Here is a 24,251-nt window from a genome sequence, read left to right as displayed (position 1 = left end):
GGCCGCTCAGGCGAAGGTGTGTTCCGGGCCGGGGAACGTGCCATCCTTGACGGCGGCCACATAGGCCGCGACGGCGCCGTCGATGGTGGCTTGCCCGTCCATGAAGTTGCGCACGAACCTCGGGCGATGGCCGGGGAACACGCCCAGCATGTCGTGCATGACGAGCACCTGGCCCGAGCATTCCAACCCCGCGCCGATGCCGATGGTCGGAACGGCCAGCAGACGCGTCACCTCGCCGGCCAGCGCGGCAGGAATCGCTTCCATCACGACGAGTTGCGCGCCGGCGTCCTGCACGGCCAGCGCGTCGGCTTTCAGTTGCGCAGCCGCTTCATCGCCGCGGCCCTGCACCTTGAAGCCGCCGAACGCATGCACCGATTGCGGCGTCAGGCCGATGTGCGCACACACCGGAATGCTGCGTTCAACGAGAAACTTGATCGTCGGCGCGAGCCACACGCCGCCTTCGAGCTTGACCATCTGCGCGCCGGCCTGCATCACGCGCACGGCGCTGTGGAAAGCCTGTTCGGGCGTGCCATAGGTGCCGAACGGCAGGTCGGATACGAGCAGCGCTTTCTCGATGCCGCGCGATACGCATTCGGTGTGATAGACGATGTGATCGAGCGTGACCGGCAGCGTGGTCTTCTGGCCCTGCATCACGTTGCCGAGCGAATCGCCGACGAGCAGCACGTCGGTGCCGTTGCGATCCATCAGGGCGGCGAAACTGGAGTCGTAGGCGGTCAGCATGGCGATGCGCTCGCCGGCGGCACGCATGGCCTGCAGCGAAGTCACCGTGACGGCCTTGCGGTTCGATTCCTGGAGATAGCTCATGGACTGAGACTCATTGGGGCATCGCGAGCGCCCACGCAGACCATGCGGTGCGTCGACTGACTAGCGCGTTGCCAGCTTGATGAATTCCTTGGGTCCGCGCATCGCGTCGATGCGGGCGAGCAAGGTGCGGAAATCGTCGTCGTTGCCTGCGGGGTCGAAGGCAGCGGTGTCGACGATCATCGTCGGTGCGGCATCGTAATACAGAAACAGCTCGCCGTACGCGGCGCAGATGCGTTCGAGATACTCCGCATCGATGCCTGTTTCGTAAGGAACGGCGCGACGGGTGATGCGCGGCAGCAGGTCTTCGGCGCGCGCCTGCAGACAGATGACGAGGTCGATGCGCTGTTGCGGCAGGGCCAGCGCATTGGCCATCGCGTCGTACAACGCGAGTTCATCGGCGGGCAGCGTGAGCTGGGCGAACAGCCGGTCGCGCGGCAGGAAGCTGTCGGCGACGATGCGCTCGCCGGCGAGCGTCGCCTTGTGCCACGCCTTCAGACGCTCGGCACGTTGCAGCAGGAAGCGCAGCTGCACCGGCAGCGCATAGCGCGCGGGGTCTTCGTAAAAGCGGGCGATGAAGGTGTTTTCGGCGGGCGTCTCGAATGACGTCGACGCGCGCAGATGATCGGCCAGACGCTGGGCCAGCGCGGTCTTGCCCACGCCAATGGGCCCTTCGACAACGATACGGCGCAGGTGGTCCAGGGCCATCGGCAGGTGTTTGTGCGTGGTGCGGATGATCAGGCGGCGGGCTGCTTGGCGCGCATGCACTGACACATCGTGGTCTTTTCGATGCGCTGGTCGGCCACGCCGGGCAGCAGAGCAGCCACGGCGCCAATGCCCGGAATCACGAGGTCGGGCGCCAGTTCGTGCAGGGGCAGCAGGGTGAAGGCGCGCTGGCCCACGCGGGGGTGCGGCACCGTCAGCTCGGGTGAGGTGAGGACGTGGTCCCCGTAGAGCAGCAAGTCCAGATCGAGCGTGCGCGGCGCGTTGTGGAAAGGGCGCTCGCGGCCGAACTGGTCTTCGATGTGGTGACAGATGCGGAGCAGCTGGTCGGCGGTGAAATGCGTATCGATGCGCACCACGGCGTTGATGTAATCGTCGCCGCTGGATTCAATGGGTGCGCTGCGATACAGGCTCGATTTGCCGGTGACGGTGATGCCGACCTGCTGTGCGAGGCAGACCACGGCGTCTTTCACTGCCTGGCGCGCGTCGCCCAGGTTGGCGCCGATGCCGATGTACGCCACTGTCTTCACGTTTCCTCCGAACTTCCCGGATTGACGTCACCGACTGTATCCGATTTTGCCGGACCACGTCGGCGGCGACGGCGCTTGCCCGGGCTGGCCGGACCGGCATTTGCCGAGGGGCTCGGAGCGTGCTTCGCTTGTGCCATGAGGGCTTCGCGGGCTTCGCCGTCACCGTTCTGGAAGTCGGTCCACCAGTCGGCGAGTTCCTGCGGCAATTCGCCCGAGGCGCAGCGCAGGACAAGGAAGTCATATCCGGCGCGGAAGCGCGGCGATTCCAGCAAGCGATACGGCATGCGGCCCGAGCGCTTCTCGAAGCGCGGCTGCATGCTCCAGATTTCCTTCATGTCGGAGGTGAAGCGGCGCTGGATGGCGAGCTGCTCGGTCTGGCGGTCGAGCACTTCGTCCATGGCCGTATGCAGCGCGGGGATCAGCGGCTCGCCGGCGGCGCGGCGGCGGTTCCAGTGCTCGACCACGTGATGCCACAGCAGCGAGGCAAACAGGAAGCCGGGCGAGACCGGCTTGCCGGCCTTCACGCGATCGTCGGTGTTGTCGAGCGCGAGTTGCACGAAACGCTGGCCCATCGGCTGCTCCAGCGCGACGTCCAGCAGCGGCAGCAGGCCGCGGTGCAGGCCCGCCTTGCGCAGTTCCTGCAGCGATGCCCAGGCGTGGCCCGACATCAGCAGCTTCAACATCTCGTCGAACAGGCGGGCGGCCGGCACGTTGTGGATCAGCGGGCCCAGCTCCGCGATCGGCGCGCGCGTGTCCAGGTCGATGTCGAAGCCGGTCTTGGCCGCGAAGCGCACCACGCGCAGCATGCGCACCGGGTCTTCGCGGTAGCGGGTGTGCGGATCGCCGATCATGCGCAGCGTGCGGGCGCGCATGTCTTCCATGCCGTGATGGTAGTCATGCACGGTTTCGTCGGCGGGGTTGTAGTACATCGCGTTGACGGTGAAGTCGCGGCGGGTGGCGTCTTCGGCCTGGGTGCCCCAGACGTTGTCGCGCAGCACGCGGCCGCTGGCGTCGACGGCGTGCGTGTGGTGGTCCAGCTCGGTGCGCTTCACGCGCTTGCCGGCGGGCACCTGCTCGGCGTCCACTGCGTCGACGAGCGCGCGGAAGGTCGAGACTTCGATGATTTCCTGATCGCGTCCGCCGTAGAACGTGACGTGCACGATCTGGAAGCGGCGTCCGATGATGCGCGAGCGGCGGAACAGGGCCTGGACCTGATCGGGCGTGGCGTTGGTCGCCACATCAAAGTCCTTCGGCTTGATGCCGAGCAGCAAGTCGCGCACGGCGCCGCCCACGATGAAGGCGGCATAACCGGCGTCCTGCAGCGTGGACGTGACCTTGACCGCGTTGCGCGAGAGCAGCTTCGGGTCGATACCGTGCTCGTCCACGCTCCACACGCGCGCCTGGCGCGGCACGCCACCGGCGGACTTGGTGCGCGCCTTGGCCGTTTTGGCTGCCTTGGGCGTGCGGGTTTTCCTGGCGGCGGGCGCGCCCGGTTCAGCGGGAGCGGTGGGCTCTGCGGAGGTTTTGCCCAGCAGGCGATTGATGAGTTTCTTGATCACGCCGCGCCTGCTTAGAAGAGATCCATGATGCGCCAGTTGCGCGCGGCTGCGAGGTTGCGCAGCGTGTCGTCCGGATTGGTGGCGACGGGGTCGGTCACTTCCTCCAGCAGCGGCACGTCGTTGGCCGAATCGCTGTAGAAGGTGCTGCGCTCGAAATCGCTCCAGCCGCGGCCCATGTTGGCCAGCCACTCATGCACGCGGGCGACCTTGCCTTCGCGGAAGCTCGGTGTGCCCGCCACGTCGCCCGTGAAGGCGCTGTCCGGGTTGCCGTCGGCGGTGGCGGGTTCGGTGGCGATGAGGTGGTCGATGCCGAACGCTTCGGCAATCGGGCGCGTGACGAAGCTGTTGGTGGCGGTGACCACGCAGCACAGGTCGCCGGCATCCAGGTGCTTGTAGACCAGTGCCTGCGCCTGCGGCGTGATCTTCGGACGGATCACGTCGTGCATGAACTCGGCGTGCCACTGGGCGAGCGTGTCGCGCGGGTGGGCGGCGAGCGGTGCCAAAGCAAAGCGCAGAAAGGCATGGATATCCAGCGTGCCGGCTTTGTAGTCGGCATAGAACTGATCGTTCTTGCGCTGGTATTCGGCTTCATCTACCACGCCGCGGCGGATGAGGAAGCGTCCCCACTCGTGGTCGCTGTCGGTGGGGATGAGGGTGTGATCGAGGTCGAAGAGGGCCAGATTCATGGGGCGCGATTTTACCCGAACGTTATATAACCGGCCGCGCCAGCCCTGGTTTCACTTCATCAGCGCGAGCATGTCGCGCACGAGCGGCAGGGTGACGGCGCGCTTGCGGGCGAGCGAATAGGTGTCGAGGGCGTCCAGCAAAGCCATCAGGCTCGGCATGTCGCGGTAGGAGTGCGTCACAAGCCACTGCGGCACATCGGCCGAAAGCTGCATGCCGCGTTCGCGCGCGGCCTGACGCAGCGCTTCCACCTTGTCGGCGTCGGACAGCGGGCGCAGCCAGTAGACGAGGCCCCAGCCGAGGCGGGTGCGCAGGTCTTCACGCAGCGGCATCGCCATCGGCGCGGCCGCCCCGGAGATGGCGATGGCGGCATGCGGATGCGCGCGCACTTCATTGACGAGGTTGAACACGGCGATCTGCGCCCATTCGTCCAGGCGCTCGGCGTCGTCGATGGTCCAGACGGTGATGGTCGGGTCGAATTCGAAGGCTTCGGGCGGGGCGTCGGGCTCCAGCGTGCGGACTTCGTAGCCGCCGGCTTCGGTCTGGGCGCAGATGGCCTGTAGCAGGTGGCTGCGGCCGCTGCCTTCCTCGCCCCAGAGGTAGACCAGGCGGTCGGTGGCGGTGCCGTCCACCACTTGCGGAATCAGGGCGCGCAGGCGCAGCACCGCCTCTTCGTTGCCGGTGGCGACGAAGTTGTCGAAGGTCGGGGCGGGTGTCGCACCGAGTTCGAGCGGGAGCTGTTCGGGTGTGGCCATGAAACTTGGAGTGGAGTCGCCGTACTTTTCAGTTGCCTTCAGTCGCCTTCAGTGGCTTTCAATCCTGGTAGAGCCGGCTGCCCAGGTATAGCTTCCGGATCTGCCGCAAACCGACCAGCAGCACAGCACTCATCGGTAGGGCGAGGAGGATACCGAAAAAACCGAACAATTGGCCAAAAGCCAGCAAGGCGAGGATGACCGCCAGCGGATGCAGCCCGATGCGTTCGCCTACCAGGCGGGGCGTCAGGTAGAAGCCTTCCAGGAATTGGCCGATGCCGTACACCACGGCCACCGCCAGCAGGCCGTAGAGGTTGCCGAACTGCAACAGTGCGGCCAGGATGGCCAGCGTGAGCCCCACGCCAAAGCCGATATACGGAATGAACACGGCCAGCCCCGTAAAAATGCCCACCGGCAGCGCCACGTCAAATCCCGCCAGCGCCAGCCCCGCCGAGTAATACACCGCCAGCACCAGCATCACGATGATCTGCCCGCGCAGGTATTGGGACAGCAGGCCGTCGGTTTCGGCCGCCAGTTCACGTGTCTTTGCCAGCCAGCGGCGCGGGACGGCGGTCTCGATCCGGCGCATGAGCATGTTCCAGTCCATCAGCAGGTAGAACATCACAATGGGCACGAGAAAGAAGATGCCCAGCACCTGGATGGCTGCCGAGCCTGACACGCGCAGATAAGTCAGCACCCGGGCCACCACGTCGTCCGGGCTGGCGGCAAGCTGTTCCGTGAGCAGGGCGCGCAGGCCGGGAAAATCGAAGCTGACATGCAGACCCAATTCGTCCAGCTTGGGCGACAGAAACGCATTGAGCTTGGCAAGCATCCCCGGCAATTGATCGCGGATGGCCGGAATCTCCCGCTGCAGCACTGCCAGGATCAGCAGCATCAGCGCCACGCCCACCACCGTCAGCACCAGGATCATCAGGAACACGCCCAGCACGCGCGGTACGCGATGACGCTGCAGCCATTCCACGCCCGGGTGCAGGATGTACGACAGGATGAATGCGAAGACGAAGGGCGTGAGCGTCGGCGCCAGCGCCTTGAGCAGGGCCAGGAAGACAAGCGCCACGGCGATCCAGGCGAGCGTGCGCTTGGTTTCCTGCGACAGCACGGGGGCGTTCATGGGGGCGACGGTTCCGATGGCGGGGTGGAGGAGTCGGAAAAGCGGCCATCGGGACGGCCGCATCCGGTAAAATCGCGATTTTACTGGACCGGCGGGTCCGATTTTTGTGACTTCCCGCCGCCGTCTCGCTTTCTTTCCCGGTTTTTTCAATTCAGACGACTGTATGAGCGCTTCCGAAACCCCATCCGCATCGACCGGCCTGTCTTACCGCGACGCGGGCGTCGACATCGAGGCGGGTGACGCCCTTGTCGACCGCATCAAGCCGTTTGCCAAGCGCACCATGCGCGAAGGCGTGCTGGGCGGCATCGGCGGCTTCGGCGCGCTGTTCGAGCTGTCCAAGAAGTATCAGGAACCGGTGCTGGTGTCCGGCACCGACGGCGTGGGCACCAAGCTCAAGCTGGCCTTTGCGCTGAACCGCCACGACACGGTGGGCCAGGATCTGGTCGCCATGAGCGTGAACGACATCCTGGTCCAGGGTGCCGAACCGCTGTTCTTCCTGGATTACTTCGCCTGCGGCAAGCTCGACGTCGACACCGCTGCCACCGTGGTCAAGGGCATCGCACAGGGTTGCGAGCTGGCTGGCTGTGCGCTGATCGGCGGCGAAACCGCTGAAATGCCGAGCATGTACCCGGACGGGGAATACGATCTGGCCGGCTTTGCTGTCGGCGCGGTCGAAAAGCGCAAGATCATCGACGGCACCACTATTGCCGAGGGCGATGTGGTGCTGGGCCTGGCTTCGTCGGGCGCGCATTCGAACGGCTACTCGCTGGTGCGCAAGATCATCGAGGTGTCGCGCCCGGACCTGAACGCCGACTTCCACGGCCAGCGCCTGCAGGACGCCATCATGGCGCCGACGCGCATCTACGTGAAGCCGCTGCTGGCGCTGATGGAGAAGCTGACCGTCAAGGGCATGGCGCACATCACCGGTGGCGGGTTGACCGAAAACGTGCCGCGCGTGCTGCAAGACAACCTGACCGCCGTGCTGCACAAGGACGCGTGGACGCTGCCGCCGCTGTTCCAGTGGCTGCAAAAGGCCGGCAACGTGGCCGATGACGAAATGCACCGCGTCTTCAACTGCGGCATCGGCATGGTGGTGATCGTGTCGGCAGCCGATGCACCGGCCGCCATTGCGCACCTGAAGGACGCAGGCGAGACGGTCTACCAGATCGGCGAAATCCGCGCCCGCCAGGCAGGCGAAGCGCAGACGATCGTGGTCTGACGCGAGGTTCGCCTCCACAAAAAACCGCCGATGCGTTCGGCGGTTTTTTTATGCGCGTTGTCTGGCGGGCGTTTATTTGAGCGGGACGTATTCGCCGCTGGCCGGGTCGTCCTTCTGCAGCGCGCCGGTGTTCTTGTCGATGAGCAGCGTGACGACGCGCGGTGCGGTGTTCGGATCGCCGCCGCAGGCCGGGGTGTGGTTTTCCAGCACTTCAACGCTGTTGTGCGTGTCGTCGGCGCGGTCCACCACGAACGACAGGCATTCCTGCGACAGGGTGGTCAGCTTGTATTTCTCGATGGCGGCGCGGGCCAGGTCGACGGCCTTGGCCTGTTCGGCTTCGCTGACGGCGGGGGCGCTGGCGGTCGGCGCATTGGCCGAATTGGCCGCGTTGGGCGCGCCAGGGGCGGGGGCCGCAGGTGCAGAAGCCGGAGCGGGCGCGGCAGGCTTGTGCGCGTCGTCGGAGCGGCCGCAGCCGGCGAGCGCAAGCACCGTCAGCGCGGCAAGCAGCAAAGGTTTGGTCATGATGGGCGAAGCGTGTCTGCGATGATAAGCCCACGACTTTACCCGCAACCGGCCGATCTTTTCCATGCTGCATACGCCTGTGGCATGCACACGGCGCAGGGCCGGTAGCCGGCGGCGCGCGCATCGTCTTCGTTCAGGAAAAATACGCGGTGGCGCACATAACCGCCGCGCGCGATGGCCCGGCGTGCGGCGGCGCAATCGAGGCGGCCATCGATGCGAGCACGCCGATGCCCGCCCAGCGTGCCGGGCACGGCGCTCTCATAAGGCTGGCCGCTGGCGCCGATGAGCGTCCACGTTCTCACGCGCTTTCGCGCTTTCATGCGGCGGATTGCGACTCGCGCTCCAGCAGCGCCAGCTTGCGCTCCACGCCCCAGCGATAACCGGAGGTGTTGCCGTCCCGACGGATCACGCGGTGGCACGGAATGGCCACTGCGATGTGATTGGCCGCGCAGGCCTGCGCAACGGCGCGGACGGCCTGGGGCGCGCCGATGCGCGCGGCAATCTCGGTGTAGCTGGTGGTGCTGCCGGGCGGCACTTCGCGCAGCGCCTGCCACACGCGCTCCTGAAACGCGGTGCCGCGCACGTCCAGCGGTAGGTCCAGGCCGATGGACGGCGCTTCGACAAAGCCCACCACCTTCGCCACCAGATCTTCGAAGCCCGCGTCGCCGCCGATGAGTTCGGCCTTCGGGAAGGTGTCCTGCAAATCGCGCGCGAGAGCGTCGGGGTCGTCGCCCATCAGGATCGCGCAGATGCCGCGATCGCTCTGCGCCACCAGGATCGAACCGAGCGAGCACTCGCCCACGGCAAAGCGGATCGTTGTCTGTACGCCGCCGGCGCGGTAGCGGCTGGCCGTCATGCCCAGCACGTTGTCCGACGCCTCGTAGAAGCGGCTGCTGGCGTTGAATCCGGCGTCGTAGATGGCCTCGGTGACGGAGCTGCCGCGCCCCAGTTGCGCGCGCAGCTTGCGGGCGCGATGCGCATCGGCGTAGGCCTTGGGCGTGAGGCCCGTGACGCTTTTGAACAGGCGATGAAAGTGATACGGGCTCAGGCCGGCCTCTTGCGCCAGCGCATCGAGCGTGGCCGGCGTGTCGGCTGCTTCGATGTGGCGGCACGCTTGCGCGACAAGCGCCGCTTGCTGCGCCCGGACGGTGGTCTGATCCGGGCCGGCGCGGCGGCTCGGGCGGTAACCGGCGGCTTCTGCGTCGGCGGGCGTGTCGAAGAACTCGACGTTTTCGGGGCGCGGCAGGCGCGACGGGCTGCTCGGCTGGCAATACACGCCGGTGGTCTTTACCGCATAGACAAATTGCCCGTCGGCAGAGGCATCGCGCGCCAGCACGCGAGCCCAGCGCGGGTCATGTTCGACGGAGGTGGTGTCCGGTGCGGTACGGGCGGAGGTTTGCATGGCGTCATCCAGTGGACTGCGATGACTGTACTGTAGGTGCGGCCCCCTGGCGGGACACTCCGGGTCTTGCGGTCAAATTCGAAACGCCGCAGGCGTCACCCGCCTCTGCGCGTTCAAGGGCGCGCGGCATTCGCGGGCACCCGCCATAAATACCAGGCCGCGATGGTCCGATATGGGCTCCACGCCAGACCAATGGCCTCCATCTGTTTGCGTGTGGGCGTGGCATCGAGCCGCTTCAGACGGCGGTAGCCATCGCGTACGCCGAAGTCGTCTGCGGGCAGGATGTCGGAGCGCTCCACCGTGTAGATCAGCAGCATTTCGACCGTCCACCGGCCGACCCCGCGCAGTGTCACCAGCCGCTCGATGAGCGCTTCGTCGGGCATGGCCAGCGCCTGCGCGCGCGTGGGCACGACGCCGTCCAGCGCGGCTTGGGCGATGCCGCGAATGGTCGCCAGTTTGGTCGCAGAGAAGCCGCACGCGCGCAGCGCTGCCTCGTCCGTGTCGAGCACCTGTTGCGGCGCGGGAAACGCAGCAGCCGGATAGAGCGCGAGGAAACGGCCGAGGATGGCGTCGCCGGCCTTCGCGTGCAGCTGCTGATAGGCGATGGCGCGGACCAGCGCTTCATAAGGCTCGCGCGCAGGCTTGGCGGCGTGGCCGCAGGGCCCGACGGCGGCGACATGGCGCGCCCAGTCTTCGTCCAGCGTCGCCAGAAAAATTTCGGCTTGCCGGTAGGCGCTCTCGGACAGGTCTGCGGCGATGGTCATGCGCGGGATTGCCGGTCAGCCGGCCTTGCGGAACGTGAGGTTGATGCGCTGGCTGCCCAGCGATGCGTGCGGATGGTCTTTGAGCGGTGCGACGCCGTGATAACGCAGGCGATCCGGCCCGCCCCAGACGACAACATCACCGTGAAACAGGGGAATGCGCTGCGCCTTGTCGGCACGGCGATGGCCGCCAAACAGGAAGACGGCCGGCATGCCGAGCGACACGGAGACGATCGGCGCGCTGTAATCCTGCTCGTCTTTGTCCTGATGCAGCGACATGCGCGCGCCCGGCACATAGCGGTTGATGAGGCACGCGTCCGGCGTAAAGCCGGGAAAGCCTGCTTCTGCGGCGGCGTTGCGCGCCAGCCGCACGAATGCGTCGGGCAGCGGCGGCCACGGGTTTCCCGTGAGCGGGTCGAGCGTGGCATAGCGGTAGCCGCGGCGGTCCGAGGTCCAGCCCAGCGTGCCGCTGTTGGTCAGCGCGACTGACATCTCGAAGCCGCCCGGCGTGACCATGTGCCGAAACGCGGCCTGCTGCGCGATGGCGTCCACCGCCGCGATCAGGCCCGGCGCCTCCGACAGTGCAAAGCCGCGCAAGACAAACGCCGCCTCGCCGAGCGCAATGCGCGCGTCGTCAGCGGGTGAGTGATCGGCAAACAGATCGCCGGTGGTCATGGTCAAGCCTCTACAGCGCGTCGTGGAAGATGATGCCCACAGTATGCCGCTGGCCCGAGCGCAGGCGGCTCACGCCGTGGCGCAGGTTCACGCGGTATGTGCCGCGTGTGCCTTGCACGGGGCGATGGTGTACCGCAAAGACCACCGCATCGCCTTTGCGCAACGGCACCACCTCGGGCCGTGACTGCATCCGCGGGCGCTGCTCCGTCATGACGAACTCGCCGCCGGTGAAATCGATGCCCGGTTCCGACAAGAGGATGGCGACCTGCAGCGGGAAGACGTGCTCGCCATAGAGGTCCTGATGCAGGCAGTTGTAGTCGCCGGGGCCGTATTGCAGGATCAGCGGCGTGGGGCGCAGCTGGCCGGCTTCGTGGCAGCGACGCAGGAAATCGGCGTGCTTGGCCGGATAGCGCACGTCGATATCCATGGCCTGGTTCCAGCGGTTGGCGATGGTCGCCAGCGGCGGATAAAGCGACGTGCGCAGCTGCGCGATGAGGTCCGGCAGCGGATACGCGAAATACTGGTATTCGCCGCGCCCGAAGCCATGGCGCTCCATCACCACGCGCGAGCGGTATAGGCGGTCCTGCGGGTACAGCGCGGTCAGGGCGTCACAGGCACCGTTGTCCAGCAGGCTCGGCAAGACGGCGCTGCCGACATCGTTGAGCGCGTCTTCAACGGCGTGCCAGTCGACGCCTTCAAGATCGGGACGGTGCCCCGCGCCGACATGTGCGGCGGCCGTGGAAGGCGGCATATGCGCTCCTTCGAAGATGCGATATGCCAAGCCTACGCTCACCGGCGTGCGCGTGACACTCCGGAGCTTGCGGTCAAATTCAGGCCTGTGCGGCCAGGCTGGCGGGCATGGTGGTGGCGGCAAGCTTGGTGAGTGCATCGCCGGTGGCGCGGCAGATGCGCCACTCCGGCAGCACATCGGCACCCATGGCTTCGTAGAAAGCGATGGACGGCGCATTCCAGTCCAGCACGCTCCATTCGAAGCGGCCGCAGTCCCGCTCCTGCGCCAGGCGCGCCAGGTGGATCAGAAGTGCCTTGCCGATGCCCAGGCCGCGGTATTCGGGCTCAACGAACAGGTCTTCCAGATACAGGCCCGGCTTGCACAGGAAGGTCGAGAAGTTGTGGAAGAACAGCGCAAAACCCACCGCCCGGCCGTCGACTTCCGCCAGCACCGCCTCGCAATACGGGCGCGGCCCGAACAACATCGTCGCCAGCGCTTCGGGCGTGGTCTGCACCAGGTGCGTGAGCTTTTCGTATTCGGCCAGCGCAGAGATCAGGCGAACGAGCGAGGCGCAGTCGTCCGGCGTGGCAGGGCGCAGCGTGAAGCGGGTCGCTGTGGTGGCGGTCATTGTGATTGGGATTCCAGTGAGGTTTGGACCAGGCGCGCAACCTGGTCGACGTAATCGGATGCGAGGCAGTCGACAACGTGCCGCTCGGGCGTGCTGCGCAGCCACGTGATCTGGCGCTTGCAGAGCTGGCGCGTGGCGGCGATGCCTTGTTCGCGCAGGCCGGTCATGTCGATTTCGCCGTCGAGGTAAGCCCACGCCTGGCGATAACCGACGCAGCGGATGGACGGCAGCGTGGGCGAAAGATCGCCGCGGCGGCGCAAGGCCTCCACCTCGTCGAGCAGGCCGCCGGCGAGCATTGCATCGAAGCGCTGTGCGATGCGCGCATGCAGCACGAGGCGGTCGGACGGTTCCAGCGCGATCGTCAGATACGGCGCAGCCGCATCGTGCTGCTGGAATGCATTCGCGCCAACCTCGCGTGCGAGCAGGGCGGACATCGGCTGGCCCGTCAGCCGATACAGCTCCAACGCGCGCTGGATACGCTGCGCGTCGGTCGCGTGCAGTCGCGCGGCCGTCACCGGATCGACCTGCGCCAGTTTGGCGTGCAGCGCCGGCCAGCCATCGCGGGCGGCTTCGGCATCGATCTCCGCGCGGATGGCGGGATCGGCGCCGGGCAAATCGGAGAGACCTTGCGTGAGCGCCTTGTAATACAGCATCGTGCCGCCGACGATCAGCGGCAGCCGGCCGCGTGCGCGGATGGCATCGATCAGCGCATTCGCATCGTTGGCAAACTGCGCGGCGGAATACGCATCGAGTGGATCGATGATGTCGATCAGGTGATGCGGCGCGATGGCTTGTTCTTCGGCGCTGGGCTTGGCGGTGCCGATGTCCATGCCGCGATACACCAGCGCGGAATCCATGCTGATGATCTCGACCGGCCAGCGCTCGGCCAGCTTCAATGCGGCGGCGGTCTTGCCGGACGCGGTCGGGCCGAGCAGGCAAATCGCGCGCGGGGCGCTTGCAGCGGACGCAGTCATCGGAATTTACTGGCCACGCAGGAAGAGGCGATCCAGGTCAGCCACGGTGAGCTGGATCCACGTCGGGCGACCGTGGTTGCATTGGTCGGCGCGTTCGGTGGCTTCCATCTGGCGCAGCAGCGCGTTCATCTCATCGAGATTCAACCTGCGGTTGGCACGCACGGCGGAGTGGCACGCCAGCGTGGCCAGCAGTTCGTTCTGACGTTCGGCCAGCACGCGCGAGCCGCCGTAGGCCTGCAGATCGCGCAGCACGTCGCGGGCCAACGCCTGCGCATCGGCCTTCTGCAGCAGCGTCGGCACCGATCGCACGGCCAGCGTGGTCGGCGACACGGCGGAGATGTCGAAGCCCAGCAGCGTGAGTGTGTCGCGGAATTCCTCTGCGGTGCCGATCTCCACCGGGCTTGCGGCAAACGTGACCGGAATCAGCAGCGGCTGCACTTCCACGCGCCTGGCTTCCAGCGCGGTCTTGAGCTGTTCGTAGAGGATGCGTTCGTGCGCGGCGTGCATGTCGACGAGCACCATGCCGCGCGCGTTCTGCGCCAGCACGTAGATGCCGTGCAGCTGGGCGACGGCAAAGCCGAGCGGGTGCGCATCCTCGTCATCGGCGTGCTGCACAGCGGCCGGCTCCGCAACGGCGACAGGCGCTTGCGCAGTCGCGGTGCCGCCGTCGAACAACGTCGCGGCGCTCGGCACATCGGTCATCCAGGCCGGGCGGCTTGACGGCATGGGCGCGCTATCGCCGCGCATCATCGACAGGTATTCCGCACGCGGCTGCGCAATGCCGAGCGACGTCTGCCGCGCGGCCATCTGGTTGATCCAGCGCGTGGTGTTGTCGGCGGGCGAGGGCGCCGTCGTGACGGCCGCAACTTCGGGCGCATCGGCAATGTCGGTGCGCAGGCTGTCGCCCTGTTCGCCGGCGTGGCGGGACAGGGCGCGTTGCACCGCGTGATAGACGAACTGGTGCACCGCGCGGCTGTCGCGGAAGCGCACCTCGATCTTGGACGGATGCACGTTCACGTCCACCGCTTCGGGCGGCAACTCCAGGCACAGCACGTAGGCGGGAAAGCGGTCGCCGTGGAGCACATCTTCGTAGGCGCTGCGCACGGCGTGCGTCAGCAGGCGATCGCGCACGAAGCGGCCGTTGACGTAGAAGAACTGATGATCGGCCCGGCCGCGCGACGCGGTCGGCAGGCCGGCAAAGCCGAACAGACGCAGCTCGCCGGCGGATTCTTCGAACGGCAGGCGCGCGCGGGCGAATTCGGTGCCGAGCACGGCCGCTGAGCGCGAATCCGCCTGTGTGGCGTTCCAATGTTCCAGCGGCTTGCCGTTGTGATGCACGGAGATGGCCACGTCGGGCCGCGCCAGCGCGGTGCGACGGATCACCTCCATGCAGTGACCCAGCTCGGTCTGCTCGGTCTTCAGGAATTTGCGGCGCGCCGGCGTGTTGAAGTACAGATGCTGCACATCGACGGTGGTGCCGACGCCGCCCGAGGCGGGCTGCACTCGCCCCGTTTGCGCAATGATCTGCGTGGCGTGGGCATCATTGGAGGTGCGCGACGTGAGCGTCAATTCCGCCACCGAGGCAATCGAGGCCAGCGCCTCGCCCCGGAAGCCCAGCGTCGCCACCGATTCCAGCTCTTCCAGCGAGCCGATCTTGCTCGTCGCATGCCGCATCAGCGCGACGGGCAGTTCATCGGCCGGAATGCCGCCGCCGTTGTCGGTGATGGCAATGCGCCGCACGCCGCCTTCCTCCAGCTTGATCTGCAGCTGCGTGGCACCGGCGTCCAGTGCGTTTTCCAGCAGCTCCTTGACCACGGACGCAGGCCGTTCGACCACCTCGCCGGCCGCGATCTGGCTGATCAGCTGGTCGGGAAGCGGGCGAATGGGGCGGCGGGAAGTCGGGGCGGAAGTCATCGCGGCATTATAAATGTCACGCCCTGTGCGGCGCACCGACGCAAGCCCCGCCAAGGGCTAGGGGAAATCTAAGTCACATCCGGTATCATTTCCCGCTCGTTCAGGGGGATGGTTTGGATATCGTGATGCAATTGGTCGACATCGTGCTGCATGTCGACAAGTCGTTGGGCTTGCTGATTCAGCAATACGGCGCGTGGGTCTACGTGCTGCTGTTCGCCATCGTGTTTGCCGAAACCGGCCTCGTGGTGCTGCCTTTTCTGCCGGGCGACACGCTGCTGTTCATTGCCGGCGCCATGTGCGCCACGGGCCAGATGGACGCTTGGCTGCTCATCGTGCTGCTGGTGATTGCCGCCACGACGGGCAACACCGTCAACTATTTCGTCGGCTCCTGGATCGGCCCCAAGGTATTCGACGGTCACATCCGCTTCCTCGATCACGAGGCGTTGATGAAAACGCACGGCTTCTATGAGCGTCACGGCGGCAAGACGCTGGTGATGGCGCGCTTCATCCCGGTGGTGCGCACGTTCGCGCCGTTTGTGGCGGGCGTGTCGAAGATGACGTTCGCGAAGTTCCAGCTCTTCAACATGATCGGCGCCGTGCTGTGGGTGGCGATCCTGGTGCTGTCGGGCGAGGCGTTCGGTAATGTGCCCGTGATTCGCGATCACCTGAACACGATCGTGCTGATCGGCCTCGGCGCGGCGATCGTGCCGCTGGCGCTGGGCGGACTGTGGAAGTTGCTCAAGCGCCGTCGCGGCGTGGCGCCGAAGTAGGCGTCAATTCAAGTGCTTGCTCATGGCGCGCAGCGTCGGCATGCGCTCCTTGAGCTTGGCCGTGTCGGCTGCGTCGGGCCGGGCATCGACGTAGGCTTCCAGGTCTTCCAGCGCGGGCCGGAAGCACTCCAGGTTGGCGTAGGCCAACCCCCGGTCGCGCACCTCCTCGATTGAATCGGGCAGCAAAATCACCAGCCGCTGCTGCACGGCCAGCAGGCGCTGCCAGCGCGATTCCTGCAGATAGATTGCCTTCAGGTTGCGCAGCATGCGCGCGATGATTTCGCGGTGCGTGGCCACCTGGAGGAACACCCCGAGCGGCACCGTGTTCGGGTCTTCGATGCCTTCCTTTTCCAGGTACGGGTCGAGCATGTCCTGCAACTCTTCCTTCGACAGCGTCTGCCCCGTCAGCGGATCGAGCACGACCTCGCCCGCAGGAATGCTCATGCGCACCAGGAAGTGGTTGGGGAAAGACACGCCCTTGAGCGGCAGGCCGATCTGCTGGCCGATCTCCATCAGGAGCACCGCCAGCGAGATCGGAATGCCGCGCCGGCTTTGCAGCACGGCATTCAGATAGGAGTTCTCGGGATCGTAGTAATCGTTTGCATTGGGCCCGAAGCCCAGCTCGCGATAGAAGAACTGATTGAGCAGGCGCAGGCGCTGGATGGCCGGCGTGCCGTCGGCGATGCGGTTTTTGATCCGCGCGACGAGCACGTCAATGGCGGCCAGCTCGGCCTGCAGGTCCAGATCCGGATACGCGTCCTGCGCAATCGACAGGGCGGTTTCTGTGAGAGGGATGCTGTCGTCGTCCGCGACCAGGGCCGAAAAATAATCGAGGACTTTAGTGGTCATCAGATGGCCTTTTTTCGGAACGTGGAGAACTTCAATCCGGTGAGCCACAGTGTACCGAAATAGACCACCGCGCACAGGACCAGGCTTGCCCCGAGCAGCGCGATGCGCACAAGCGGCTTGGCGCCCAGTCCCACCCAATCGAAATTGTGGGCGAGCCACAGCAGCGCCCCGGCCAGCAGCAATACCGCCGACATCACCTGCGCGATGAACAGCCCCCAGCCCGGCAGCGGATGGTAATAACCGCGCCGGCGCAGGCCGAAGAACAGCAGCGCCGCATTGATGGTCGCGCCAAAGCTGATCGACAGCGCCAGCCCCGCGTGCCCGAAGATCGGCACGAAGACATAGTTGGACAACTGCGTCGCCACCAGCACCACCAGCGCAATCTTCACCGGCGTGCGAATGTCCTGCCGCGCATAGAAGCCGGGCGCCAGGATCTTGATGACGATCAGTCCGATCAGCCCGACGCCGTACGACGTCAGCGCCTGGCGCGTCATCTCGACGTCCATGCCGGTGAATTTGCCGTAGTGGAACAGCGTGGCCGTGAGCGGTGCGCCAAACACGAACAGCCCCACCGCAGACGGCACCGCCAGCAGCACGGTCAGCCGCAGGCCCCAGTCGAGCAGCGATGAGTATTCTTCACGGTTGTTCTCGGCGCTGGCCTTCGACAGGCTGGGCAGCAGGATCGTCCCGAGCGCCACGCCCAGCAGCGCGGTCGGGAATTCCATCAGCCGGTCTGCGTAGTTCAGCCACGAGACGCTGCCCGTGGGCAGGCGCGACGCAATGTTGGTGTTGATGATCAGGCTGATCTGCGCGACGGACACCGATAGCGTTGCCGGCAACATCTGCTTGAGCACGCGTCGCACGCCCGGGTGATGCCACGCCACCCGCACGTTGAACGACACGCGCGGCAGCATCCCGATCTTGCGCAGCGACGGGATCTGAATGGCGAGCTGCAGGATGCCGCCCACCATCACCGCGTAGGCCTGAGCGTAGATCGGCGTCTCAAGGTGCGGCGCCACAAACACCGCTGCCACGATGAACGACAGGTTCAGCAGCACTGGCGTAAAAGCGGGCACCGCGAACTGCCGCCACGTATTCAGAATGCCCGACGCCAGCGCCACCAACGACACCAGCCCGATGTACGGAAACATCACGCGCGTCATGAAGATCGCCGAAATGTACGCCTGGCTCTCGTGCTCCTTGAAGCCGGTGGCGACCGCGGTGACGATCAACGGCGCGCCAATCACGCCCAACGCCGAGATGATGACCAGGAACCACGTCATCACCGTGGCCACGGAGTCGACCAGCGCACGTGTTTCGGCTTCGCCCTGGCGGTTCTTGAATTCGCCCAGGATCGGCACGAACGCTTGCGAGAACGCGCCCTCGGCGGACAGCCGACGCAGCAGGTTGGGAATGCGGAAGGCGACGTTGAAGGCGTCGGTGTAAACCGAGGCACCGAAGGCGCGGGCGATCAGCGTCTCGCGAATGAGCCCCGTGATGCGCGAGAGCATCGTCAGGCCGCTGATCGTGGCGAGGGTTTTGAGGAGATTCAAGATGAATGCGTGGTTGGGCGCCGCCTGCGAGGCAAACACGGCGATGGCGGTCTGACCGACGGCGCCATGCGGGGTTCGCGCCCGGCGTGACGAACGTGACCGGAAGGCACAATTGCGGCCGTATTATAGGGACCGGCTCGCCACGCGCCCAAAAGTGCCGCAAAAGCCGCAAACTGCCGTTATCCGGGCGATTTCACAACAGGGTTTGCGTTGAAGGCGGAAGTCTGCGTATAATTGCCGTCTTTCACCAATTTGCGCGCTTCGGCCTTCCGTGTCTCCCGGGGCGCTTGCTACCGTTTCTTCAGGGATTTTTCCATGGCAAACACCGCACAAGCACGCAAGCGCGCACGCCAAGCCGTCGTTCAAAACGCTCACAACTCGGCTCTGCGCTCGCGTCTGCGTACCGCAATCAAGGGCGTCCGCAAGGCTGTGGCTGCTGGCGACAAGACTGCCGCTGCTGCTGCATTCAAGACCGCCCAAAGCACGATCGACAGCATCGCTGACAAGAAGATCGTCCACAAGAACAAGGCTGCACGCGCCAAGTCGCGTCTGTCCGCTGCCATCAAGGCAATGGCTGCCTAAGTTCGGGTGATGCCGGCCTAGCCGGCATGGCGCGACACGCAACGTCGCGCTCCGACGATAAAAAAGCCCGTCTTCGGACGGGCTTTTTGCATTCTGTGCGCGCCAGCAATGTGCATGGCGCTGCGTGGAGCGGCGTTCTTGGGGATCAGGCTTTCGCTGCAGCGCCGCCTTCCGGCAGGATGCAGGCTTCCACGAGCTGGAGATTGTTGTCGTGCGCGAAGTTCAGCACGAAATCCAGCGCCTTGGGTTCGATGTCGCGCAGGCGCTCGTCGACGAACACGCTGCGGATGCCGCCCGACATGACGGGGCGCACATACGGGGAATAGGTGAAGCGGGGATCTCCGGAATCGCCGGCAGGGCGGAACTGCGCCATCACACCGCACAGCCGATCGGCCCAGTCGCTCGGGCGGAACGTTTTTCCGTCGCGGGTGACGCCCTGGATAAAGAATTGGCGAGGGTTGGCTGCCATGGACTGCGTGGGGCTGTGGAGATTTGCAAACGACTTCGACCGTGCGGGTGCCGCAACGTTCGAACGGGGTGCACTTGTGGTGCGGATGATGCGCCTGGTTGCCGATTCGTGAACCGGACAGACCGGTTTGTCGTACCGGTGTGCGGACGGTTGGAGCATCCGAGGCAGCCAGTATTATATCTTATATAAGACTTTCATCGGCCTTTCAGCCGGGCGTTTATGGTAGCGGGCGCGCACGGGCACGAAACTCGCCAAACCGGTGGCGATCCCGTATGATGGCCTGAATCTTCAACAGGCAAGGCGGCTAGGGCGACGTGCTACGGGATGTTCCCGGTGCGTCATCTGCAGGCCGCCTTCGTTGTTTTATGAACCCACCAAGCTCGATCAAGCACTACCTGCAGTTCAAGGACTTTTCGCTGGAAGAGTACGAATACCTGCTGGACCGTTCCGCGATCCTCAAGGCCAAGTTCAAGAACTACGAGACGTGGCACCCGCTGCACGACCGCACGCTGGCCATGATCTTCGAGAAGAATTCCACGCGTACGCGCCTGTCGTTCGAAGCCGGCATTCACCAGCTCGGCGGTCACGCGGTCTTCCTGAACACGCGCGATTCCCAACTCGGGCGCGGTGAGCCGATCGAAGACGCGGCGCAGGTCATCTCCCGCATGACCGACATCATCATGATCCGCACGTTCGGGCAGGAGATCATCGAGCGCTTTGCCGCGCATTCGCGCGTGCCGGTCATCAACGGGCTGACCAACGAATACCACCCGTGCCAGGTGCTGGCCGACATCTTCACCTTCATCGAGCACCGCGGCCCGATCCAGGGCAAGACGGTCACCTGGGTGGGCGATGCCAACAACATGGCCTACACGTGGATCCAGGCAGCTGAGATCCTTGGTTTCCGCTTCCATTTTTCTGCGCCGAAGGGCTATCAGCTGGATCCGGCCATGGTGGCCGATTCCGCTTTGCCGTTCGTGCATGTGTTCGAAAGCCCGCTCGAGGCCTGCGACGGCGCGCATCTGGTGACCACCGATGTGTGGACCAGCATGGGCTACGAAGCCGAGAACGAAGCGCGCAAGAAGGCCTTTGGCGACTGGATGGTCACCGAGGCGATGATGCAGCGCGCGCAACCCGATGCGCTGTTCATGCACTGCCTGCCCGCGCACCGCGGCGAGGAAGTCGAAGCGGCCGTCATCGACGGCAAGCAGAGCGTGGTGTGGGACGAGGCGGAAAACCGCCTGCACGTGCAGAAGGCGCTGATGGAATACCTGCTCTGCGGTCGTTATTGAGCGCGCAGCCGCCCCAATCTGCAGGCATAAAAAAGGCCGCTCCGATTGACGTCGGAGCGGCCTTTTTGCCTTGATGCGGCAGGCGGTTACTTCTTGCCGCCGTCGAGTTGGGGCAGCGCGTTGGCGGTGCCCAGCGACAGCAAGCCGGCCTTCGAATAGATGGCCAGCTTGTCGCGCGTGTCCATCAGGTCGAGGTTGCGCATCGTCAGTTGGCCGATACGGTCAGCCGGGCTGAACGGCGCGTCTTCCACCTTCTCCATCGACAGACGCTCCGGCGCGTAGGTCAGGTTGGGCGACTCGGTGTTCAGGATCGAGTAGTCGTTGCCGCGGCGCAGCTCCAGCGTGACGGTGCCGGTCACGGCGCGGGCCACCCAGCGCTGAGCGGTTTCGCGCAGCATGATCGCCTGCGGGTCGAACCAGCGGCCCTGGTACAGCAGACGGCCCAGGCGCAGGCCGTTGATGCGGTACTGCTCGATGGTGTCTTCGTTGTGGATGCCGGTCACCAGGCGCTCGTAGGCGATGTGCAGCAGCGCCATGCCCGGGGCTTCGTAGATGCCGCGGCTCTTGGCTTCGATGATGCGGTTCTCGATCTGGTCGCTCATGCCCAGGCCGTGACGGCCGCCGATGCGGTTCAGCTCCAGGAACATCTCCACCGGGTCGGCAATCTCGCGGCCGTTGACGGCGAGCGGGCGGCCTTCGTCGAACGTGACCGACACTTCTTCCGCCTTGACCTCGACTTCCGGCTTCCAGAACGCCACGCCCATGATCGGGTTGACGATGCGGATGCCGCTGTTCAGGTGCTCTAGATCCTTGGCCTCGTGCGTGGCGCCTAGCATGTTGCTGTCCGTCGAGTAGGCCTTCTCGGCGCTCATCTTGTAGCCGAAACCTTCCTTCGTCATGAAGGCCGACATTTCGGCGCGGCCGCCCAGCTCGTCGATGAAGGCCTGGTCGAGCCACGGCTTGTAGATCTTCAGCGCCGGGTTCGTCAGCAGGCCGTAGCGGTAGAAGCGCTCGATGTCGTTGCCCTTGAAGGTCGAGCCGTCGCCCCAGATGTTGACGTCGTCTTCCTTCATGGCGGCGACCAGCATGGTGCCGGTCACGGCGCGGCCCAGCGGCGTGGTGTTGAAGTACGTAATGCCGCCAGTGCTGATGTGGAACGCGCCGGATTGGATAGCGGCAATCCCTTCATTGGCCAGTTGCGGGCGGCAGTCGATCAGGCGGGCCTTCTCTGCACCGTACTCCATGGCCTTGCGCGGGATGGCATCGTAGTCTTCCTCGTCGGGCTGGCCGAGATTGGCGGTGTAGGCATAGGGCAGCGCGCCCTTGTTCTTCATCCAGCGCAGCGCAGCGCTGGTGTCGAGACCGCCCGAGAAGGCAATGCCGACCTTCTGGCCGACGGGAACGTGTTGCAGGATGGTTTCCATGGTGTGTCTCTTCAGTCTTTCAGTTCTTTGAACCTGTTCAGAATCCGTAGCGAGCGGTTCGAGGTTGGCCTGAGAAGCGCAGCCGTACACGGGTACGGCGAGCATCACAAGGTCAAGATCGAGCCGCGCAGTAGGATCCTGGGCAGGTTCAGGCGTAGTGGCAGATGTAGTGGTAGGCCTCGGTCACCCGAATGTCGAACTTCGAGTTGGCCGGAACCTGGAAGCTTTCGCCTGCGCCGGACGTCTTCCATTCATCGGTGCCGTCGAGCTTGTATTCGCACGAACCGCCCACGCATTCCATGATCTCGGCGGCGGCCGTGCCGAAGGTCAGCGTGGCCGGCAGCACCACGCCCACAGACTTCTTGGTGCCGTCGGGCAGGGTAAAGCTGTGGCTGACGCACTTTCCGTCAAAGTACACATTGGCCTTGGTGGTCAGGCGGACGCCGTCAAAGGTTTCGGTGGTCATGAAATGGAACGCGAAAAGGGAGGTCGTGGGGCGAAACCAGCCATTTTAGGCCATTGGATCGACCGCGGGTACGTCTGGCGGGGGCTGCCTGAATCCAGACGCGCTCGATGTGGCGCAAGATGCCCAGTGCGCCCATCCGGTCGCCTGTTTACACCACGACCGGCTCAGGTTCGATGCGCACGCCAAAGCGTGCATGAACCGCGTCCTGGATCTCGCGCGCCAGCGTCATCAACTGGACCGCGCTGCCGCCGCCTCGGTGCATCAGCACCAGCGCCTGTTTTTCGTATACACCCACCGGGCCGCTCTGCCGGCCCTTGAAGCCGCACTGATCGATCAACCAGCCGGCGGCGAGCTTGTACGTGCCGTCGGGCTGCACATAGCCGACCAGATTCGGGAAACGCTCGGCGAGGGCATCGCGCGTGGCGGCATCGACGATGGGGTTCTTGAAGAAGCTGCCGGCGTTGCCGATCTCGGCCGGGTCGGGCAACTTGCGGCGGCGGATGGTGACCACCGCATCGAAGATGTCCTGCGCCGTTGGGCTGGCAATGTTCTGCGCCGCCAGCTCGCGCGCGAGTTCGGCGTAATGCGTGTCGGGCTGCCACTCGACCGGCAGGGCGAAGGTGACCTCGGTGATGACGTAGCGATCGGCGCCGCTGCGCTTGAAGAGGCTGTCGCGATAGCCGAAGGCGCAATCGGTGGCGGTGAGGGTGACGAATTCGCCGGCGTGGCGGTCGTAGGCGCGCAGGGAATGGAACCGGTCCTTGATCTCGACGCCGTACGCGCCAATGTTCTGGATGGGCGCGGCGCCCACCGTGCCGGGAATCAGCGCGAGGTTTTCCAGCCCAGGCAAGCCATGCGCCACCGTGTGGGCGACCAGGCCATGCCACGATTCGCCAGCGCCTGCGGTGACGGTGTGGACTGCGCGGCCATCGACCATGCTTCGGCCGGTGGCGATGCCCGGAATCTCCATCCGCAGCACCAGGCCTTCGAAATCGCGCGTGAGCACGATATTGCTGCCACCGCCCAGCACCAGCACCGGCAAGCCCTGCACGCGCGCGTCGGCCAGCGCGGCGGGAATGTCGTCCGGCGTGCGAACGTGGGCGGCATAGCGCGCAGTGGCCTCGAAACGGAACGTGTTGTGCTGGCCTAGGGGATAATGCGTGTCGAGCAACGCCATGGCGCCAAATCTGCTGGGAAAGCCGAGATTATAGAAGCCATGGCGCACGCGGCCCCCGCACACAGGCGCCGCAGCAACCCGATTCAAGTCTGCAAGGAGAACACGATGCCGTCGTTTGACGTGGTATGCGAAGCCAACATGGTGGAAGTGAAGAACGCCGTGGAACAGGCCAACAAAGAAATTTCGACGCGATTCGACTTCAAGGGCTCCGACTCCCGCGTCGAGCACAAGGAGCAGGAACTCACGCTGTTTGCCGACGACGATTTCAAGATCGGTCAGGTCAACGACGTGCTGATGAACAAGCTTGCCAAGCGCAACGTCGACGTGCGCTTCCTGGACTACCAGGACAAGCAGAAGATCGGCGGCGACAAGATGAAGCAGGTCGTCAAGATCAAGAAGGGCGTCTCGGGCGACCTGGCCAAGAAGATCGTCAAGACGATCAAGGACAGCAAGATCAAGGTGCAGGCGAGCATCCAGGGCGACGCGGTGCGCGTGACCGGCGCCAAGCGCGATGACCTGCAAAGCGTGATTGCCATGCTGCGCAAGGAGGTGAGCGACACCCCGCTGGATTTCAACAACTTCCGCGACTGAACCCGCACGCTTCCCAGCAAAACGCCCCGCACGAGCGGGGCGTTTGCGTTT

General features: G+C 65.3%; 27 protein-coding genes. 5 read left to right on the top strand and 22 right to left on the bottom strand.

Annotated elements, in window-relative coordinates; all coding sequences use genetic code 11:
• Nucleotides 1–6: 6 nt before the first annotated feature.
• From panB to R2676_RS02565, 7 genes are read right to left on the bottom strand one after another with little or no spacing between them, the layout of a single operon-like run.
• Nucleotides 7–825 (bottom strand): 3-methyl-2-oxobutanoate hydroxymethyltransferase, encoded by an 819-nt coding sequence (gene panB / locus R2676_RS02595; protein WP_206274233.1) that lies wholly within the window; start codon nucleotides 823–825, stop codon nucleotides 7–9.
• Between the two features lie 60 nt (nucleotides 826–885).
• Nucleotides 886–1,530: a deoxynucleoside kinase gene (locus tag R2676_RS02590; RefSeq protein ID WP_027680634.1), complete on the bottom strand. Its 645-nt coding sequence runs from the start codon at nucleotides 1,528–1,530 to the stop codon at nucleotides 886–888.
• Between the two features lie 29 nt (nucleotides 1,531–1,559).
• The gene (folK, locus tag R2676_RS02585) at nucleotides 1,560–2,075 is read right to left on the bottom strand and encodes a 2-amino-4-hydroxy-6-hydroxymethyldihydropteridine diphosphokinase (protein ID WP_206274232.1); all 516 of its coding nucleotides are present in this window, start codon (nucleotides 2,073–2,075) and stop codon (nucleotides 1,560–1,562) included.
• Nucleotides 2,072–3,634, bottom strand: coding sequence for a polynucleotide adenylyltransferase PcnB (gene pcnB / locus R2676_RS02580; protein ID WP_206274231.1), 1,563 nt, complete (start codon nucleotides 3,632–3,634; stop codon nucleotides 2,072–2,074). The genes folK and pcnB overlap by 4 nt, the downstream gene beginning before the upstream one ends.
• A gap of 11 nt (nucleotides 3,635–3,645) precedes the next feature.
• Nucleotides 3,646–4,320: a histidinol-phosphatase gene (locus R2676_RS02575; RefSeq protein ID WP_027680636.1), complete on the bottom strand. Its 675-nt coding sequence runs from the start codon at nucleotides 4,318–4,320 to the stop codon at nucleotides 3,646–3,648.
• A 51-nt stretch (nucleotides 4,321–4,371) separates the two neighbouring features.
• A complete protein-coding gene (hda, locus tag R2676_RS02570; protein ID WP_004631704.1) occupies nucleotides 4,372–5,073 on the bottom strand; it encodes a DnaA regulatory inactivator Hda in 702 nt (233 codons plus the stop codon).
• Between the two features lie 58 nt (nucleotides 5,074–5,131).
• On the bottom strand, nucleotides 5,132–6,202 hold the full coding sequence (locus R2676_RS02565; RefSeq protein ID WP_027680637.1) for an AI-2E family transporter: 1,071 nt from the start codon (nucleotides 6,200–6,202) through the stop codon (nucleotides 5,132–5,134).
• Between the two features lie 163 nt (nucleotides 6,203–6,365).
• Here R2676_RS02565 and purM point away from each other — a divergent pair, with 163 nt between their 5' ends.
• Complete coding sequence (gene purM / locus R2676_RS02560) at nucleotides 6,366–7,421, top strand: phosphoribosylformylglycinamidine cyclo-ligase (protein WP_206274230.1); 1,056 nt, start codon at nucleotides 6,366–6,368, stop codon at nucleotides 7,419–7,421.
• 72 nt (nucleotides 7,422–7,493) lie between these two features.
• Here the strand turns inward: purM and R2676_RS02555 are convergent, their stop codons facing one another.
• From R2676_RS02555 to mutL, 9 genes are all read right to left on the bottom strand, one after another.
• Entirely contained in the window at nucleotides 7,494–7,943 is a 450-nt protein-coding gene (locus R2676_RS02555) for a hypothetical protein (protein WP_206274229.1), read from the bottom strand.
• Between the two features lie 38 nt (nucleotides 7,944–7,981).
• The gene (locus R2676_RS02550; RefSeq protein WP_206274228.1) at nucleotides 7,982–8,263 is read right to left on the bottom strand and encodes an Ada metal-binding domain-containing protein; all 282 of its coding nucleotides are present in this window, start codon (nucleotides 8,261–8,263) and stop codon (nucleotides 7,982–7,984) included.
• Nucleotides 8,260–9,345: a bifunctional DNA-binding transcriptional regulator/O6-methylguanine-DNA methyltransferase Ada gene (ada, locus tag R2676_RS02545; protein ID WP_206274227.1), complete on the bottom strand. Its 1,086-nt coding sequence runs from the start codon at nucleotides 9,343–9,345 to the stop codon at nucleotides 8,260–8,262. The genes R2676_RS02550 and ada overlap by 4 nt, the downstream gene beginning before the upstream one ends.
• A gap of 113 nt (nucleotides 9,346–9,458) precedes the next feature.
• Nucleotides 9,459–10,109: a DNA-3-methyladenine glycosylase family protein gene (locus R2676_RS02540; protein ID WP_206274226.1), complete on the bottom strand. Its 651-nt coding sequence runs from the start codon at nucleotides 10,107–10,109 to the stop codon at nucleotides 9,459–9,461.
• A 15-nt stretch (nucleotides 10,110–10,124) separates the two neighbouring features.
• Entirely contained in the window at nucleotides 10,125–10,781 is a 657-nt protein-coding gene (alkB, locus tag R2676_RS02535; RefSeq protein WP_206274225.1) for a DNA oxidative demethylase AlkB, read from the bottom strand.
• Nucleotides 10,782–10,791: 10 nt separating this feature from the next.
• Nucleotides 10,792–11,532 (bottom strand): 2OG-Fe(II) oxygenase, encoded by a 741-nt coding sequence (locus R2676_RS02530; protein ID WP_206274224.1) that lies wholly within the window; start codon nucleotides 11,530–11,532, stop codon nucleotides 10,792–10,794.
• Between the two features lie 79 nt (nucleotides 11,533–11,611).
• Nucleotides 11,612–12,139 (bottom strand): GNAT family N-acetyltransferase, encoded by a 528-nt coding sequence (locus tag R2676_RS02525; RefSeq protein WP_206274223.1) that lies wholly within the window; start codon nucleotides 12,137–12,139, stop codon nucleotides 11,612–11,614.
• Nucleotides 12,136–13,113, bottom strand: coding sequence for a tRNA (adenosine(37)-N6)-dimethylallyltransferase MiaA (miaA, locus tag R2676_RS02520; RefSeq protein WP_206274222.1), 978 nt, complete (start codon nucleotides 13,111–13,113; stop codon nucleotides 12,136–12,138). The genes R2676_RS02525 and miaA overlap by 4 nt, the downstream gene beginning before the upstream one ends.
• Before the next feature lie 6 nt (nucleotides 13,114–13,119).
• A complete protein-coding gene (mutL, locus tag R2676_RS02515; protein WP_206274221.1) occupies nucleotides 13,120–15,027 on the bottom strand; it encodes a DNA mismatch repair endonuclease MutL in 1,908 nt (635 codons plus the stop codon).
• A 125-nt stretch (nucleotides 15,028–15,152) separates the two neighbouring features.
• On the opposite strand from mutL, the gene R2676_RS02510 reads away from it, so the two are divergent.
• Entirely contained in the window at nucleotides 15,153–15,797 is a 645-nt protein-coding gene (locus tag R2676_RS02510) for a VTT domain-containing protein (RefSeq protein WP_037027145.1), read from the top strand.
• Nucleotides 15,798–15,800: 3 nt separating this feature from the next.
• Here the strand turns inward: R2676_RS02510 and R2676_RS02505 are convergent, their stop codons facing one another.
• Nucleotides 15,801–16,646 carry a SirB1 family protein gene (locus R2676_RS02505; RefSeq protein WP_027680649.1) on the bottom strand — a complete coding sequence of 282 codons (846 nt, stop codon included), beginning with the start codon at nucleotides 16,644–16,646 and terminating at the stop codon, nucleotides 15,801–15,803.
• The gene (gene murJ / locus R2676_RS02500; protein ID WP_206274220.1) at nucleotides 16,646–18,199 is read right to left on the bottom strand and encodes a murein biosynthesis integral membrane protein MurJ; all 1,554 of its coding nucleotides are present in this window, start codon (nucleotides 18,197–18,199) and stop codon (nucleotides 16,646–16,648) included. Before murJ ends, R2676_RS02505 begins: the two co-directional genes overlap by 1 nt.
• Before the next feature lie 315 nt (nucleotides 18,200–18,514).
• Between murJ and rpsT the strand changes: the two genes are divergently transcribed.
• Nucleotides 18,515–18,781 (top strand): 30S ribosomal protein S20, encoded by a 267-nt coding sequence (rpsT, locus tag R2676_RS02495; protein ID WP_004631753.1) that lies wholly within the window; start codon nucleotides 18,515–18,517, stop codon nucleotides 18,779–18,781.
• Between the two features lie 145 nt (nucleotides 18,782–18,926).
• Here rpsT and R2676_RS02490 read toward each other — a convergent pair whose 3' ends face one another.
• Nucleotides 18,927–19,250, bottom strand: a complete 324-nt coding sequence (locus tag R2676_RS02490; protein ID WP_027680651.1) for a DUF3579 domain-containing protein — start codon at nucleotides 19,248–19,250, stop codon at nucleotides 18,927–18,929.
• 365 nt (nucleotides 19,251–19,615) lie between these two features.
• Here R2676_RS02490 and argF point away from each other — a divergent pair, with 365 nt between their 5' ends.
• Nucleotides 19,616–20,542: an ornithine carbamoyltransferase gene (gene argF, locus R2676_RS02485; RefSeq protein WP_206274219.1), complete on the top strand. Its 927-nt coding sequence runs from the start codon at nucleotides 19,616–19,618 to the stop codon at nucleotides 20,540–20,542.
• An 86-nt stretch (nucleotides 20,543–20,628) separates the two neighbouring features.
• Here the strand turns inward: argF and argG are convergent, their stop codons facing one another.
• From argG to murB, 3 genes are all read right to left on the bottom strand, one after another.
• Entirely contained in the window at nucleotides 20,629–21,966 is a 1,338-nt protein-coding gene (argG, locus tag R2676_RS02480) for an argininosuccinate synthase (RefSeq protein WP_206274218.1), read from the bottom strand.
• Between the two features lie 148 nt (nucleotides 21,967–22,114).
• Entirely contained in the window at nucleotides 22,115–22,432 is a 318-nt protein-coding gene (gene ppnP, locus R2676_RS02475; protein ID WP_027680653.1) for a pyrimidine/purine nucleoside phosphorylase, read from the bottom strand.
• Between the two features lie 148 nt (nucleotides 22,433–22,580).
• The gene (gene murB, locus R2676_RS02470; protein WP_206274217.1) at nucleotides 22,581–23,609 is read right to left on the bottom strand and encodes a UDP-N-acetylmuramate dehydrogenase; all 1,029 of its coding nucleotides are present in this window, start codon (nucleotides 23,607–23,609) and stop codon (nucleotides 22,581–22,583) included.
• A gap of 105 nt (nucleotides 23,610–23,714) precedes the next feature.
• Between murB and R2676_RS02465 the strand changes: the two genes are divergently transcribed.
• Nucleotides 23,715–24,200 (top strand): YajQ family cyclic di-GMP-binding protein, encoded by a 486-nt coding sequence (locus R2676_RS02465; protein ID WP_045202696.1) that lies wholly within the window; start codon nucleotides 23,715–23,717, stop codon nucleotides 24,198–24,200.
• The last annotated feature ends 51 nt before the right edge of the window (nucleotides 24,201–24,251 follow it).

The sequence above is a fragment of the Ralstonia flatus genome, assembly GCF_958439105.1.
In the GTDB taxonomy this organism is placed as follows: Bacteria; Pseudomonadota; Gammaproteobacteria; order Burkholderiales; family Burkholderiaceae; genus Ralstonia; species Ralstonia flatus.
Note: the sequence above shows the minus strand (reverse complement) of the source record. Positions and strands in the feature narration are given on the sequence as shown.

What these genes read in the sequence shown, in the direction of transcription:
- R2676_RS02530 (WP_206274224.1), bottom strand. Translation starts at nt 11,532, where the DNA reads ATGCCGCCTTCCACGGCCGCCGCACATGTCGGCGCGGGGCACCGTCCC.
- miaA (WP_206274222.1), bottom strand. Translation starts at nt 13,113, where the DNA reads ATGACTGCGTCCGCTGCAAGCGCCCCGCGCGCGATTTGCCTGCTCGGC.
- murB (WP_206274217.1), bottom strand. Translation starts at nt 23,609, where the DNA reads ATGGCGTTGCTCGACACGCATTATCCCCTAGGCCAGCACAACACGTTC.
- R2676_RS02575 (WP_027680636.1), bottom strand. Translation starts at nt 4,320, where the DNA reads ATGAATCTGGCCCTCTTCGACCTCGATCACACCCTCATCCCCACCGAC.
- R2676_RS02510 (WP_037027145.1), top strand. Translation starts at nt 15,153, where the DNA reads ATGCAATTGGTCGACATCGTGCTGCATGTCGACAAGTCGTTGGGCTTG.
- R2676_RS02505 (WP_027680649.1), bottom strand. Translation starts at nt 16,646, where the DNA reads ATGACCACTAAAGTCCTCGATTATTTTTCGGCCCTGGTCGCGGACGAC.
- ada (WP_206274227.1), bottom strand. Translation starts at nt 9,345, where the DNA reads ATGCAAACCTCCGCCCGTACCGCACCGGACACCACCTCCGTCGAACAT.
- R2676_RS02590 (WP_027680634.1), bottom strand. Translation starts at nt 1,530, where the DNA reads ATGGCCCTGGACCACCTGCGCCGTATCGTTGTCGAAGGGCCCATTGGC.
- R2676_RS02465 (WP_045202696.1), top strand. Translation starts at nt 23,715, where the DNA reads ATGCCGTCGTTTGACGTGGTATGCGAAGCCAACATGGTGGAAGTGAAG.
- mutL (WP_206274221.1), bottom strand. Translation starts at nt 15,027, where the DNA reads ATGACTTCCGCCCCGACTTCCCGCCGCCCCATTCGCCCGCTTCCCGAC.
- panB (WP_206274233.1), bottom strand. Translation starts at nt 825, where the DNA reads ATGAGCTATCTCCAGGAATCGAACCGCAAGGCCGTCACGGTGACTTCG.
- purM (WP_206274230.1), top strand. Translation starts at nt 6,366, where the DNA reads ATGAGCGCTTCCGAAACCCCATCCGCATCGACCGGCCTGTCTTACCGC.
- argG (WP_206274218.1), bottom strand. Translation starts at nt 21,966, where the DNA reads ATGGAAACCATCCTGCAACACGTTCCCGTCGGCCAGAAGGTCGGCATT.
- argF (WP_206274219.1), top strand. Translation starts at nt 19,616, where the DNA reads ATGAACCCACCAAGCTCGATCAAGCACTACCTGCAGTTCAAGGACTTT.
- rpsT (WP_004631753.1), top strand. Translation starts at nt 18,515, where the DNA reads ATGGCAAACACCGCACAAGCACGCAAGCGCGCACGCCAAGCCGTCGTT.
- R2676_RS02540 (WP_206274226.1), bottom strand. Translation starts at nt 10,109, where the DNA reads ATGACCATCGCCGCAGACCTGTCCGAGAGCGCCTACCGGCAAGCCGAA.
- R2676_RS02550 (WP_206274228.1), bottom strand. Translation starts at nt 8,263, where the DNA reads ATGAAAGCGCGAAAGCGCGTGAGAACGTGGACGCTCATCGGCGCCAGC.
- R2676_RS02490 (WP_027680651.1), bottom strand. Translation starts at nt 19,250, where the DNA reads ATGGCAGCCAACCCTCGCCAATTCTTTATCCAGGGCGTCACCCGCGAC.
- R2676_RS02525 (WP_206274223.1), bottom strand. Translation starts at nt 12,139, where the DNA reads ATGACCGCCACCACAGCGACCCGCTTCACGCTGCGCCCTGCCACGCCG.
- alkB (WP_206274225.1), bottom strand. Translation starts at nt 10,781, where the DNA reads ATGACCACCGGCGATCTGTTTGCCGATCACTCACCCGCTGACGACGCG.
- hda (WP_004631704.1), bottom strand. Translation starts at nt 5,073, where the DNA reads ATGGCCACACCCGAACAGCTCCCGCTCGAACTCGGTGCGACACCCGCC.
- R2676_RS02555 (WP_206274229.1), bottom strand. Translation starts at nt 7,943, where the DNA reads ATGACCAAACCTTTGCTGCTTGCCGCGCTGACGGTGCTTGCGCTCGCC.
- R2676_RS02565 (WP_027680637.1), bottom strand. Translation starts at nt 6,202, where the DNA reads ATGAACGCCCCCGTGCTGTCGCAGGAAACCAAGCGCACGCTCGCCTGG.
- ppnP (WP_027680653.1), bottom strand. Translation starts at nt 22,432, where the DNA reads ATGACCACCGAAACCTTTGACGGCGTCCGCCTGACCACCAAGGCCAAT.